Origin of the sequence: Pseudaeromonas paramecii (assembly GCF_039540575.1) — a bacterium.
GTDB lineage: Bacteria > Pseudomonadota > Gammaproteobacteria > Enterobacterales > Aeromonadaceae > Pseudaeromonas > Pseudaeromonas paramecii.
Genome location: NZ_BAABFC010000014.1, coordinates 150,823 through 164,705, shown reverse-complemented (window position 1 = coordinate 164,705; position 13,883 = coordinate 150,823). Strand labels below are relative to the sequence as shown.

The following is a 13,883-nucleotide window of genomic DNA, read 5'->3' as shown; positions in this document are numbered from 1 at the left end:
GACCGTGTCGTTGCCTGACAGTGAGGTTTCATGAGTTTGCAGCAAGAGGCGCCTTTGGCCTACCAGGATGTGTTTGTGTGGGGACCCCTGTACGAGACCGGCCTGCCACTGATGGATACCCAGCATCGGATGCTGGTGGATCTGATCAATCAGCTGGGACGCTACCGGGTCGAGGGGGCCGATGAGCAGGCCCTGATGAACTGCTGTTGGTCACTGCGCCAATATGCGCTCTACCACTTCTCCTGCGAGGAGCAACTGCTGGAGGCCAGCCCGCTGTCCGAGGAGCACAAGGCCAGCCACCTACGACGGCATGGCGAGTTTGCCCAGGCCATCGATGGCTTGAGCGAGCAGGTTCGGCAGGATGTGGGCCAAGGGGCCGATGCCCTGTTGGGCTTTTTGGTGAAGTGGTTGGCGCTGCACATACTGACCGAAGACATGGCCCTGGCCGCGTCGCTGGATCAGGTGCCGGAAAGCGTGCCGGTCCGTAGCCAGGGGGTGCTTATTGAGGCGGTCGGGCAACTGTTTGATCGCTTGGTGAGCCAGCGCGGCTGGTTGGCCGACCGCTGTCGCCAACTGGGAGAGCAACAGCGCCAGCAGGCCTATCGCCTCAGTCACGAGGATGGGTTGACCGGGCTGGCCAACCGGCGCGCGCTGCAGGAGCAGCTGCCGTCGCTGCTGACGGCGGCTCAGCGTCAGGAGAGACAGTTGTGGTTGGTACAGCTCAAGCTGGAGCAGCTTGAGGCGGTGAATCAACAGCTGGGCTGGAATGCCGGTGACCAACTGTTGCAGACCCTGGCGCGTCGGTTGGCTGATGCGGGGGCGGAGCTGGTGGTGCGGCTGGCGGATGCCCGTTTCGTGTTGGTGGTGCATCCGTCCACCGGCCAGCCGGTGTTGGCCGATTACCTGGCCCAACTGCAGGGCGGTTTGACGGCGCCCGTGTCGTTGCTCGACGGGGCTGCCAGCTGGACGCCTCGCCTGCAACTGGCGGCGGCCTGTTACCCGGATGACGGCCTGTGTGCCGAGGTGTTGTTGCAGCAGACCCGGGCCAGCTAGTCAGCCGGCGCCTCCTGTACCTTATCGTAAAACTGACGGGCGATGTCGATAAACTCTGCCTCGATCTGGAAGAAGGCATCGACAATATCCGGATCAAAGTGGCTGCCACGCCCCTCGGCGATGATGGCCGCGGCCTTGTCGTGGGGCATGCCTCGCTTATAGACCCGATTGCTGATGAGGGCGTCATACACGTCGGCCAGGGCCATCAGCCGGGCGGAGAGGGGGATCGCCTCTCCGGCCAACCCTTGTGGATAGCCGGAGCCGTCCCACTTCTCGTGATGCCCATAGGCAATCTCCTTGGCGACCTGGAGGAAGGCCACCGAGGTGCCCAGGGCATGCTCGGCATGCTCTATGGCCTGCAGACCCAGGGTGGGATGCCGCTTCATCACCTCGAACTCTTCCGGCTCAAAGCGGCCGGGCTTCAGCAGTATGCTGTCCGGTATGCCGACCTTACCGATATCGTGCAAGGGCGCGGATTTGAACAGCATGGCGATCTTCTGTTCATCCAGCTCCCTGGCAAATTTGGGGTGCTGGCACAGGGCCTGCGCCAAGGCCTTCACATAGTATTGGGTGCGGCGGATATGGTTGCCGGTCTCGTTGTCCCGGGTTTCCGCCAGGGAGGCCATGGCCAGTATGGTCACATCCTGAATGGCCATCACCTCCTGGGTGCGCTTGGCCACCTCCTGCTCCAGGTAGTCGCTCTTGCTGCGCAAGAAGTCGGCGCTGGCCTTGAGGCTTAAATGGGTCTTTACCCTGGCCAGGACCACAGGGGGACTGATGGGCTTGGTGATGTAGTCCACCGCGCCCAGTTTGAGGCCCAGCTCCTCGTCCTCGACACTGGCCTTGGCGGTGAGAAAAATGATGGGGATCCGCCGGGTGGCGCTATCTTGCTGCAGACGACGGCAGACCTCGTAGCCATCCAGGTCTGGCATCATGATATCCAGCAAAATAAGGTCAGGCTGAGGCTGGCTCTGGGCGATGCGCAGCGCCTTGTCGCCGTTGTTGGCCACCTTGACCTTGTACAGATCCTTGAGCAGAAAGCTCATCATGGTCAGGTTTTCCGGCGTGTCATCCACCACCAGTATGGTGGGCTTGTCCAGTCTCGACGGGGTCTCCATGCTTAGCACTCCTCTTGCCAGGCCTTGACCAGGGCCAGCGCTTGTTCAAATTCAAACTGGCGAATAGCCTCATCCAGTTGGGCCAGCCGCCGTGGAGCCTGCTGTTGCAGGCTGGCCTGATGCTCTTCCAGTATCGTCAGGGCCTCCGAATCATCATCGGCCAGCAAATCGGCCAGTCGCTGAAGTATCGGGCGGATATCGCTGCTCACCGGGCTGGCGACCGGTGGCTCTGCCTGCTGACCAAGCCACTGGGTCAGCTGTTGACAGAGTTCTTGCAGCGGCGGCTCCAGTTGAGCGAGGTGATCAGATAGCACTGCCGGTGCAGTCTGCTCCCGGATGGCCTGTTCCAGCTCGGCGGCCTGCGCCTGCAAGTCGCTGGCCCCCAGGTTACCGCAGACCCCCTTGAGAGAGTGGGCCAGCCGTTCGGCCAGCGGCAGGTCCTGGTTTGCCAGCGCCTGCTGGATGCGGGCCACGCAGTCTTGCTGGCTGCTGGCAAACTTCGCCAGCAGCCTCAGATACAGCGGCTGATTACCCATGACCCGGCTCAAGCCCAGGCGCGTATCCAGCCCCTCCAACTGGGGCAGGGCTATCGCTGGGGTTGCGGTCTCCTTGGGGGGGGGCGCACGACGGGGTTCGGCGGCCTGGTGGGGCGGGATCCAGCGCAGCAGGGCCTGCCACAACTGATCCGGCTCTATGGGTTTGCTGACAAAGTCATCCATGCCGGCGGCCAGGCACAGCTCCCTGTCCTGTTCCATGGCGTTGGCCGTCATGGCCACCACTGGCAGCTTGGCCCATTGCGGGGTTTGTCTGATGCGTCGGGTGGCTTCCAGGCCATCCATCACCGGCATCTGCATGTCCATCAGCACCAGATCGTAGGGCTGTTGTGCCAGCTGTTGCAGTGCGGCCTGGCCATCACCGGCGATATCCACCACGAAACCGGCGTTGGCCAACAGTTCGCTGGCCACCTCCTGATTGATGTCATTGTCCTCCACCAGCAGCAGGCGAGCACCGGCGATGCTGGGCAGTTCGGCCTCGAGCTGGCTCAGACCTCGGTGGCGTAAGCGCGGTGGCGTCTCGGCCTCCTGCGGCCCATCGGCCAACAGCCGGATGGCGGTGTCGAACAGCATGGAGGGGGTGAGGGGTTTGGACAGGTGGGTGATGGTCCGATCGCCCATCTGGCTATCCGTCGAAACGGCCTGCTCGCTGCCGTGAACCAGCACCACGTGCGGTGGCGCGGGCAACGCCAGGTCGGCTAACTGGGCCAGGGTCTGTTCGCCGGAGAGTCCCGGCAGCTCGCTCTTGAGAAACAGCAGGGCGATGGGAGCACTGGCTTGCCGCTGCTGCAGCAGGCTAAGCGCAGTGGCACCGTCTTGGGCGTGACTGACTTCAAAGCGCAGCGCGGTGAGCATCTGGGTCACGGCACTGGCCGCCTTGGGGTTGTCCTCCACCACCAATACGGGGGTGCCCCGCAGATCCTGACTGGGCAGCAGGGCCTCGGCATCGGTCTGGCTGACCGGTTGCAACCGGGCGGTGAACCAGAAGGTGCTGCCCTGGCCGTAGCGGCTCTCCACCCCGACCTCGCCGTGCATCAGCTCGGCCAGCTTACGGGAGATGGCCAGGCCCAGGCCGGTACCGCCATACTTGCGGGTGGTGGAGGCATCGGCCTGCTGGAAGCTTTGGAACAGGCGGGCCTTTTGCTGGTCGGTCAGGCCGATACCGGTGTCATGCACACCGAAGTAGAGCAACAGCCCCTGGTCATCTTGTGTGACCAGCTTGATCTCCAGCCGTATGTCCCCCTGTTCGGTGAACTTGACCGCGTTACTCATGTAGTTGATCAGGATCTGCCCCAGACGCAGCTCGTCCCCGGTCAATTCGAAGGGCACATCGGGGGCCACGTCTATGATGAATTCCAGCCCCTTCTGATAGGCTTTCTCGGCGGTGAGATCGATGATCCCCTCCAGCAGGCTGGCCAGGGCGAAGGGTTGCGGATTGAGGGTCAGCTTGCCGGCCTCAATCTTGGAGAAGTCCAGTATGTCGTTGATGATGCCCAGCAGATGCCGGCCCGAGCGGTGGATCTTGTCGACGAAGCTGCTTTGCCGGGGGGCGAGGGGGGTCTTTTGCAGCAGGTGGGCCAGCCCCAGGATGGCGTTGAGCGGTGTGCGGATCTCGTGACTCATGTTGGCCAGAAAGTCCGACTTGATCCGGGTGGCCTCTTCGGCGAGCTCCTTGGCCTCCGCTAGCTTGGCCTCGGCCTGTTTCTGATCCGTGATGTCGACGAAGGTGCCGATCACCCCACCGGGCTGACCATTGGTCTTGTGGAAGGCGGAGGCCCAATAGAGGGTCTGATGCTGCAGGCCGTCGGCAAACGGGACGGTCGTTTCCCGTTGTATCGAGCTGTTTTCCTGGATGAGGCGCAGATTCTCCTCATGGTATTGCTGGCGTTCGACTTCCGGCAGAAACGGCAGCTCCAGCACCGTCTTACCGATCAGTGCCTGGGTATCCACACCGAAGGCCTCGCCATAGGCCTTGTTGAAGCCGGCATAGTGGCCCTGGGCATCCTTGTAGAACAGGGGGTAGGGGATGGTATCCATCAACACCCGCTGGAAGGCCAGCTGATCGGCCAGGGCCAGCTTGGCCTCCTGTTCGGCGGTCACGTCTCGCCAGTAACCGTTCCAGATGAAATGACCCTCTTGTGGTTCCGTGATCTCGGCGCGAGTCTCGATCCAGCGAACTTTCTGCTGGTCGTCGAGAATGCGATAGAGCAGGTTGCGGTTATCGGCGGCGTTCGTCTGCTCCTGCATCTGCTGCTTGGCCTGGGGCACATCCTCCGGGTGAACCCGGGTCCATCGGATATCTGGATTGGCCATCAGCTCCTGGTTGTCCAGTCCCCACACCTGCTTGGAGCGGGCACTGATGAAGGTAAAGTGTCCCTCCTCCGCCGGCGCCATCTCGTAGCGGAACACGGCGCAGGGGACGGATTCCGTGATGTCGGTGATGAGCTTGCGGGCGTATTCGGCCGTCGAGGTGATCGCCTCCAGCTCGCGGGTTCGCTCGAGTATCTTTTCCTCCAGGGTATCGTTCAATTGCTCCAGCGACTGGGTGGCATCCAGCAGGTTACGGCGCATCAGTTCCTGGGCCGACACCAGGGCCTGCAGCTCATGGATCTCGCTGTGCACCGAGACCGGGGTCTGCAAGTCCATGTTGCCGATGCGGTGACTCTCCATCACCAGGGCGCGGAGTTGGCGAGCGATGCGGCGGGCGGACGGGATGACGATGCAGGCGGCCAGGCCCAGGCAGGCCAGCAGTATGCCCAGCAGCATGAGCCACTCCCGGCTGCCCAAAAACAGGAAATCGGTGCGTGGTGCATAGATGCCCAACCAGATGTGGCCATCTCCCAGGCTCAGGCGCCGAAACTGATGGAACCAGACGGTCCCATCGGGCAGCCGGCTGCTGGCCAGCTGCCGGTCATGCTGCCCCTGTTTCATCCAGGCCTGGGTGCTGTTCACCAGGACCGGGTGCCGTGAGTGCAGCACCGAGTCCATCAACTTGGGCGCCGGTTGCTTGGCCGCCTGGTTGTCCGTCAGTACGTGATCCGGCAATCCCAGACTACGCAGCTGTTCGTCAAACAGCACGGCAAAGCCGTGGGGGCTGACTTCCAACTGGCTGGTGTAGCGTGAGATGTTCTGCAGGGTGACATCCAGCGCCAGTACATAACGCTGACCATCCAGGCCGACAAATTGCTGGCTGACGGTGACCCCCGGTTTTCCGGAGGGATAGAAGACGTAGGGGGCGGTCCAATAGACCTGGTCGGGGTCGGTTTGCGCCAGGGCGCCGCGAAACCAGGGGCGGCTCTTGGTATCGAAGTCCTTGTCGGCCGTCTCCCACGATGCCTGCTGCAACTGGCGATCCCAGTGCAGTAGGGCAATCTGCCGGCCTGCCGGTGTGTGGCGGCTGAGGTGGTTAAGCGGCAGGCCCTGTTCGTCTCGCATCAACATGATGCCGTTGCCATCTTCCCGCGCCAGGGCGATGGCGGCCACGTTGGCGTTGTTGTCGATGAAGGGCAGGAAGAGGTTGTCCAGCATGGCAACCTGCTGGGTATTCCCATCAAGCATCTGCTGCAGTGTGGTGGCATCCGGAACCAGCAGGTTGCGCCTGAGTACTCCCTCAACGGTTTGCAGTGTGGTGCGGGTGCTGTGCCCCAGCTCCACCATGTTCGCCTCCATCTCCACCGAGGCTTGCTGCATCTGAGCGTTGGCGACCCGCTCTATGGTGGGGCGGATCAGCAGGAAGTGGATCCCCAGCCCAAACAACAACAGGGCGCACAAGACGATGCCGAACGCGCGGCTCAGCATCATCTGTAAAAAAGAACGATGGGCTCTTTCCATCTTTACCTCGACCCCCTGGGTGGGGGGAACTTTGTGTTGAGCCAAGCGGTCAATCGCGCTGGCCGGCTAGGTTGGTATGTCTGCCAGCAGGCTCGCGGTGACCGGTTCGTCCTGCTGGGCGGCGGTCAGGTACTGCCGGGCGTAACGCTGGGGCAGGCCGGACTCGACGAACAGGCGGAACAGGGGACCGTCCAGATGACGATCCTGCACCATGCGTGCCATGATCCCCAGCGCCTGGTTCAGGCTCTTGCCTTCCTTATAGGGCCGGTCGCTGGCGGTCAGCGCCTCGAACACATCGGCGATGGCCATCATGCGGGCCGGCAGACTCAGCTCATCCTCATTCAGCCGCTTGGGATAGCCGGTGCCATCCAGCTTCTCATGATGGCCGCCGGCTATCTCGGGCACTGCCTGCAAATGCCGCGGGAAGGGCAGGGTGGTGAGCATCTTGATGGTCTGGATCATGTGCTCGTTGATCTTGTAACGCTCCTCTTCCGAGAGGGTGCCGCGGGCGATCCCCAGGTTATACAGCTCGCCCCGGTTATAGAGGTATTGGGGCACCTTGACCTTGAAGCCCCAGGGGTTGTCCTCGGCCAGCTGCTCGGTGGGCGGCCGGGCGATGCAGTGCTCAGGCCTATCGCTGAGCAGCGGCTCCTGACAGGGCAGCTCGGCCGCCGGAGTGGCCTGCTTGCGGGACAGCTCCTCATGAGAGAGCCCCAGGCGATCGTCCAGGGTGCGCCACCAGCGGCGCTGGGCGATGGCCGACAATTTTTCCAGCTTCTCGGGGGCCATGAATTCCCCCCCCTGATTGCACTGAGCGACGAAGGCGTATTCCTCATCGAGCTGCTGCCAGACAGGCGCCATGGCCTGGCGGATGGCCTCGGCCCGGTCGGCGGGCAGGGCCGCCTCCAGCTGGCGGATATGGGCCTCGCGCTTCAATACCTCAAAGCGCATGCGCACCTCATGAATGCGGTCATACAAGGTCTCCAGCTTGGTGGCCTTGTCCACCACAAATTCCGGGGTGGTGACCTTGCCGCAGTCGTGCAGCCAGCAGGCGATGTGCAGCGCCTCCTGCTCGTCGGCATTGAGGTTGAAACGGGCGAAGGGCCCCTCTTGCTGATCGCAGGCGGCCTGGGCCAGCCACTTGGTCAGCACGGGCACCCGCTGACAGTGGCCGCCGGTATAGGGGCTCTTGGCGTCGATGGCATTGGCGATGAGCTGGATCAGGGACTCCAGCAGCTGCTTTTGCTCCTCCAGCAGGCGCTGGGTGTCCAGGGCGGCGGCGATGGAGCCGCACAAGGCGCGGATCAGTCCCAGTTTGGCTTGCTGCTCTTGCTCCGAAGCCTGGGGTAGCAGCAGCAAGAGGGTGGCGATGGGTTCATTGCGCCGGTTGGTCAGGGCCTCGGTGACCAGCCACAGGGCGCCGGGATAGGGGCCCAGCTCGGCAAACTGCTGTTGCCAGCTGGCCTCATCCTGTGCCACCAGCCCTTCCGGCGGTAACTCGGCTGGCAGGGGCGGGAGCTGGGCCAACTCCTGGCCCTGCCACAGGCCGCGCCCTGTGGTTTGTCCCACCGGTTGGGCCAGGTAGAGCAGCACCCCCTGCGCCTTCACCAGATTGCTGCTCTCCTGCAGGATGCGGGTCAGCAGCAGGGGGAAGTGATGTTCGCCATGCAGCGCCTGACCGATGGAGCGAAAGTTGCCTATGGTGTGCTTCATCCGCACCATGGCGCGGGTCAGATCGGCTATCTCCTTGATCCGACTGGTTTTCAATGGGCGATCGTTGAAGTCGAAGCGACGAATGGCGTCGGCCTCCCGGGTCAAGTCGATCAGCGGGCGCGCGGTGCGGCGGGCCAGCCACCAGACGCTGGGCAGCATCAGCAGCATCACCAGGGCGGAGATCAGCAGGTTGTGGCGAGCCTGGGACAGCGCCGGGCCGTACAGGCTCTCCTCGGTTTGCAGCATGGCCAGGTAAAGGGTGCCACTTTGTGCCGTCTTAACGGCCAGTCGGCTGAGGACGCCGGTCCAGCCATGACCTTGCTCATCCACCAGATCCAGGCGTTGTTCACTGTTACCGGTCAGGGCATCGCTCAGGGACAGATGGGGGAAGATGCTGCCCTCGTATTCGGACAGGCTCAGCAACCGGTGGCGCGCTGCCTCGGGCAGGGGGCGTGAGCCGGCCATCAGGTTGCCGGCCTGGTCAAACAGCGCCATCTGCCCGGTGGGCGGCAGGGCCATGCGCGCCATCAACTCGGACAGCTGACTCATGCTCAGATCCGCCCCCAGCACCCCTTCGTCGGCACTCAGGCTCAGGGTGGTGCCCACCTCCTGGGTGGTAAAGAAGAAATAGGGCGCCGAGATGGCGATACCCGACTGCTGGTTGGCCGCCTGATACCAGGGGCGTTGCCGGGCGTCGAAACGATACTCCGGCTGGTAGCGGCGCTCCAGCAGGCGCAACTGGTCATCGTAAAACAGGAAGACCGCCTCCGGATGGGCCGATGTGGGCTGATCCAGACTCTGCACCAAGAGGGTGGCCTCCTCGGGGGGCGGCTCCTTGAGGGCCTGGCGGGCCTGGGGCGTCAGACTGCGCAGCAGAAAGAAGTCACCATTCTGATAGCCCATGTAGACGGCACAGACGCTGGGGTTACTGACCAGCAGCTGTTGCAGTTGCGGCAGGCTGGCCAGCCGCTGGCTGAGGGTGCGCGCCGTGGTGAGGTTGGACTGCTGCATCAACCCCAGGGAGAGCTGGATGGGCTGGTAGTGGCGCTCCAGCGTCTGGCTCAGCAGTTGACGCTGCAAGGCAAACTGCTGCTGCGCCTGCTGTCGACTCTGGGCCAGGGTGGTCTGATAGCCTAGCGTCAGCAGCACGCAGCCAAACAGGACAAACAAGCCCAGAAACAGGGCGCCGATATGGAGGTAGAGCGGATAAAGCAGTAGGCGTCTTGGCATGGCAATCCCCTGGCCGCATCTCGGTCATAAGCTGACCATCTTGAGCATGAACTGCCGGGGAATAAGCGTCAAACGGAATACAGCTCTTGCCAGCCGAAAACGAGGTGAAGATGAAATGCTTGCAGCATCAAACGCTTGGCGAGTCATCAACAGAGCCGAACTTGGAAAAAAAGACGCTGCCTTAGGCAGCGTCTTTTTAGGCTTCAGGTCGAAGCATTAGTTCATGCCGTACTTCTTGAGCTTCTTGCGCAGGGTGCCGCGGTTGATGCCCATCATGATGGCGGCGCGGGTCTGGTTACCACGGGTGTACTGCATGATGATGTCCAGCATGGGGGCTTCCACTTCGCTCAGCACCATCTCGTACAGCTCGGTGACTTCCTGGCCGTTGAGCTGGGCCAGGTAGTTGCGCAGCGCCTGCTGGACGGACTCGCGCAGCGGACGTTGGGTGGGTTCGTTGGTGTGAGCATGAGTGGTGGTGGTAACCAGTGCGTCGGAACTCAGGGTTTGTTCAAACATATTCTGTCTGCTCTTTTTATGCTGTTATGTCAAAAAATTGCTTCAATGCGTCCAGTTGGCCTGCGGCCGTCTCCAGCACATTGAAACCTCTGCGAAAATCCTGATCCGTCCCCATCTTGTCCAGGTACCAGGCCACGTGCTTGCGGGCAAAGCGGACCCCCTGATATTCACCATAGAACTGGTGTAGGGCCGCAACATGTCCCAGCACGAGGGCACTAACCTCCTCCTGCGAGGGGGCCGGCGCCGTCTCGCCCCGTTCCAGATAGTGGCGGATCTGGCGGAATAACCACGGCTGTCCCTGCGCGGCCCGGCCGACCATCACCGCATCGGCGCCCGTGTAATCCAGTACGGCGCGCGCCTTGTGCGGCGAATCTATGTCGCCGTTGGCCACCACAGGGATGGTGACAGCCTCTTTGATGGCCTTGATGGTGTCGTACTCGGCCTCGCCACGAAACAGGCAGGCCCGGGTGCGGCCATGCACCGTCAAGGCCTGAATGCCGACCGCTTCGGCCAGTCTGGCGATGGCAACCCCATTGCGGTTGTCTGGATCCCAGCCGGTCCGGATCTTCAGGGTCACGGGCACAGGCACCGCCTGCACCACCGCCTCCAGGATCCGGGCCACCAGGTCGGGATCGCGAAGCAGGGCGGAGCCCGCCAGCTTCTTGTTCACCTTCTTAGCCGGACAACCCATGTTGATGTCGATGATCTGGGCCCCCGCTGCCACATTGTGGCGGGCGGCCTCGGCCATCAGGGCGGGCTCGCAGCCGAGGATCTGCACCGAACGAATGCCGGCCTCGCTCTGCTCGTAGCGCCGCTTACGCGATTTTTCCGTGTCCCAGGTATCCGGGTTGGCCAACATCATCTCCGACACCGCCAGTCCGGCGCCCATCTGCAAGCAAAGCTGGCGGAAGGGACGATCCGTGACACCGGCCATGGGGGCGAGGATCAGGGGGGCATCCAGTTTGTAGGGACCAATCTGCATCGATAAAACAACCATCGGCTCAGGGCGGCGTATATTACGCATTTTTTGACAGGCTGAAAAGGTCAGAAATTGAGCATGGCGGGATTTTTTCTCGGCATGATTTGCCCGCTGCGCTTGCAAATCAATTTACCTTTCCAATTCAAGTGGATAACCCTGTTTTCTTCGCAATTATCATGGCCCGGATTGAGGCTTTTTCCCGGCGGAATGCCGGGGCGGCGGCGGGGCAGGTTTTTCTTGGCCGGCCATTTTCTTTGGCGGACAGCGGCGTATGCTGAGCCAGCACATGACGAGGAGGTGGCATGTACCGGATTTTGTTTGTGGAAGATGACGCCGAGATGGGGCAGCTCATCGGCGACTGGCTGGCCCGCCATGACATGACGGTGCTACTGGAGCCGCGGGGCGATCAGGCCCTGGCCCGGGTGGCGGCGGAGGCGCCGGATCTGGTGCTGCTGGACATCATGCTGCCGGGGATGGATGGGCTGTCGGTCTGCCGGGCCTTGCGTCCGCAATTTGCCGGCCCCATCGTCATGCTCACCTCCCTGGACAGCGACATGAATCAGGTGCTGGGGCTGGAGCTGGGGGCGGATGATTACATCCTCAAAACCACGCCGCCCCCCGTGCTGCTGGCCCGCCTGCGGGTGCAGCTGCGCCAGCGTGGCCTGATGCGGGAACCGCTCCCCAGTGCCCTGCCAGCCAACCGGCTGAGCCTGGGGCAGCTTGTCATCGATCTGCCCAGCCGCAGCGTGCGCCTGTCCGGTCGGGAGGTGAGTCTGTCGACCGCCGAGTTTGATCTGCTGTGGCAGCTGGCCAGCCATGCCGGCGAAATCCTGGGGCGGGAGCAGCTGTTTCGCGCTCTGCGGGGGCGGGACTACGATGGGCTGGATCGCAGCATGGATGTCGCCATCTCCCGACTGCGCCGTAAGCTGGGGGACAGTGCCGAGACGCCGACCCGGATCAAGACGGTGCGTCAGAAGGGCTACCTGCTGGTGGCCGAGGCCTGGGACTAGCTGATGCGGCGCCTCTTTATTCAGTTCTACCTGCTGCTGATGGCCAGCTTCGTGGTGGCGGTGCTGCTCATCGGCAGCCTGTACGAGGGCACCGCCGAGCGGGTGGGCAATCGCTATCTGGAATACCTGGTGCAGGATTCGCTGGATCGGCTCTCCCAAGAGCTGGCCGAGATGCCGGCCGATCAGTGGTCGGCACACATGACCCAGTATGCCAAGCACCTGGGGATGGCATTGCATACGGCACCCTTGTCGGCGCAGCCGCTGGAGGCCGAGGACCTGGCCTTCCTGGCTGCCGGCAACATAGTGCTGATGGAGGCGGATGACACCTTTATTCAGCGCATCGGTCAGAGCGATCGGGTGCTGGTGGTCGGCCCAGTGCCCTATCTGTCGTTCCTGCATCAGCTGCGCTGGGTGGACGTGGGGCTGCTGCTGGGGCTGGGACTGTCCCTGGGGCTGCCCATCCTCTGGTGGTTGCGTCCCCACTGGCGCGGCTTGCAGCAGCTGGTGGCGACCGCCCAGCGCTTGGGGGCCGGGGATCTGCAGGCTCGGGTGAGTTTGCCAACGGGCTCGAGCCTGGCGGAGCTGGGCCAGACCTTCGATCAGATGGCCGAGCGGCTGCAGGCCAGCATTGCCGGCCGCAAGTTGCTCACCGATGCCATGGCCCACGAGCTGCGCACCCCCCTGGGGCGGCTGCGTTATCGCCTGGCCATGTTGGCCTCGCCGTTAAGCGACAGTGAGGAGCGCGCCATCGGCCGGGATCTGGCCACCCTGGAGCATCTGATCGACGACATGCTGACCTATGGGCGCCTCACCCAGCCCGGTTTTCGTCTGACGCCGGGTGACTGGGAGCTGGTGGCCTGGGCCCGCGGCCATCTGACCGAATGGCAGGCCCTGGGGCCACAGTGCCGGCTGAGCCTGGTGTGCGACCTGGCGGTGTTGCCCTGGCGCGGGGATCTGGCCTTGCTCGAGCGGGCCATGGACAACCTGGTGGCCAATGCCCTGCGCCATGCCCGCCAGCAGGTGCAGGTTCGGTTGCAGTGCCAGGACGAGCAGATCTGGCTGTCGGTGGCGGACGATGGGCCCGGGGTGCCCGCCGAGGCGGTAGAGCGGGTATTCGAGCCGTTCTTGCGGCTGGATGAGAGCCGCAATCGCCGCACCGGCGGCGCCGGACTGGGGCTGGCCATCGTCCGCAGCATAGCCCAGGCCCATGGTGGTCGCGCCTGCCTGCTGCCCTCGGCACAGGGGGCCCACTTCTGCCTGCAGCTGCCGGTACATTTGGATACAAACGGTCACGCAACCTTGACGGACGGGACGTCGGCGCAGGGATAAAGTGCCGGACGTGGAGCAAGGGCTCCCTCTTCCATCCAAGGAGATTTCCATGAACAAGTCCCTGTTGTCCTGCCTGCTGACCCTGGCTTTCACCCTGCCTTCTCTGGCCTGTGTGGCGGCAGAGCAAGCCAGCACCACGGCGGCCAGCGCCAATGCCACTACCCTGATAGTGCCGAAGAAGGCGTCGACCAGCGCCAGCCAGAGCGTCAAGACCGCCCAGACCCAGAGCAAGAAGGCGGTGACCTCCGCCAAGAGCAGCAAGACCACCGCCACCAAGGCCGTGCATAGCCAGACCAGCAAGAGCGTCAAGGCCAGTGCCGCCGAGCACAGCGCGCCCAAGGTGAAGAAGGTCAAGGCCAGCAGCACCGCCAAGGCGACCCAAGCCAAAGCCACTCAAGCCAAAGCCACTCAAGCCAAAGCTACGAAGGCCAAAGCCACGACAGCCAAGACTAGTGCCGTCAGCACCGGCAAGAGTGCCGCCGCCAGCCAGCCGGTGGTGCTGAAGAAGGTCAGCCAAACGACCAATTAAGCTTGGCTCACTGTGACCCTT

Annotated in this window: 9 protein-coding genes; 4 read left to right on the top strand and 5 right to left on the bottom strand. The window is 63.2% G+C overall.

What is annotated here, in order from left to right; genetic code table 11:
* Window positions 1-30 precede the first annotated feature (30 nt).
* Window positions 31-1,053 (top strand): GGDEF domain-containing protein, encoded by a 1,023-nt coding sequence (locus ABD847_RS11990; protein WP_345013299.1) that lies wholly within the window; start codon window positions 31-33, stop codon window positions 1,051-1,053.
* Here the strand turns inward: ABD847_RS11990 and ABD847_RS11985 are convergent.
* From ABD847_RS11985 to dusB, 5 genes are all read right to left on the bottom strand, one after another.
* Complete coding sequence (locus tag ABD847_RS11985; protein ID WP_345013297.1) at window positions 1,050-2,171, bottom strand: response regulator; 1,122 nt, start codon at window positions 2,169-2,171, stop codon at window positions 1,050-1,052. The two genes, ABD847_RS11990 and ABD847_RS11985, sit on opposite strands and share 4 nt — an antisense overlap.
* Before the next feature lie 2 nt (window positions 2,172-2,173).
* Window positions 2,174-6,556 (bottom strand): response regulator, encoded by a 4,383-nt coding sequence (locus tag ABD847_RS11980; RefSeq protein WP_345013295.1) that lies wholly within the window; start codon window positions 6,554-6,556, stop codon window positions 2,174-2,176.
* A 66-nt stretch (window positions 6,557-6,622) separates the two neighbouring features.
* A complete protein-coding gene (locus ABD847_RS11975) occupies window positions 6,623-9,499 on the bottom strand; it encodes an HD domain-containing phosphohydrolase (RefSeq protein ID WP_345013294.1) in 2,877 nt (958 codons plus the stop codon).
* 216 nt (window positions 9,500-9,715) lie between these two features.
* Complete coding sequence (gene fis / locus ABD847_RS11970) at window positions 9,716-10,015, bottom strand: DNA-binding transcriptional regulator Fis (protein WP_345013292.1); 300 nt, start codon at window positions 10,013-10,015, stop codon at window positions 9,716-9,718.
* 16 nt (window positions 10,016-10,031) lie between these two features.
* Window positions 10,032-10,997, bottom strand: coding sequence for a tRNA dihydrouridine synthase DusB (gene dusB, locus ABD847_RS11965; protein ID WP_345013290.1), 966 nt, complete (start codon window positions 10,995-10,997; stop codon window positions 10,032-10,034).
* Window positions 10,998-11,296: 299 nt separating this feature from the next.
* Between dusB and rstA the strand changes: the two genes are divergently transcribed.
* The 3 genes from rstA to ABD847_RS11950 are packed head-to-tail and all read left to right on the top strand — an operon-like array spanning window position 11,297 to window position 13,862.
* Window positions 11,297-12,004: a two-component system response regulator RstA gene (gene rstA / locus ABD847_RS11960; RefSeq protein ID WP_345013288.1), complete on the top strand. Its 708-nt coding sequence runs from the start codon at window positions 11,297-11,299 to the stop codon at window positions 12,002-12,004.
* 3 nt (window positions 12,005-12,007) lie between these two features.
* Window positions 12,008-13,333, top strand: coding sequence for a two-component system sensor histidine kinase RstB (gene rstB, locus ABD847_RS11955; protein WP_345013286.1), 1,326 nt, complete (start codon window positions 12,008-12,010; stop codon window positions 13,331-13,333).
* A gap of 49 nt (window positions 13,334-13,382) precedes the next feature.
* On the top strand, window positions 13,383-13,862 hold the full coding sequence (locus tag ABD847_RS11950; protein ID WP_345013284.1) for a hypothetical protein: 480 nt from the start codon (window positions 13,383-13,385) through the stop codon (window positions 13,860-13,862).
* The last annotated feature ends 21 nt before the right edge of the window (window positions 13,863-13,883 follow it).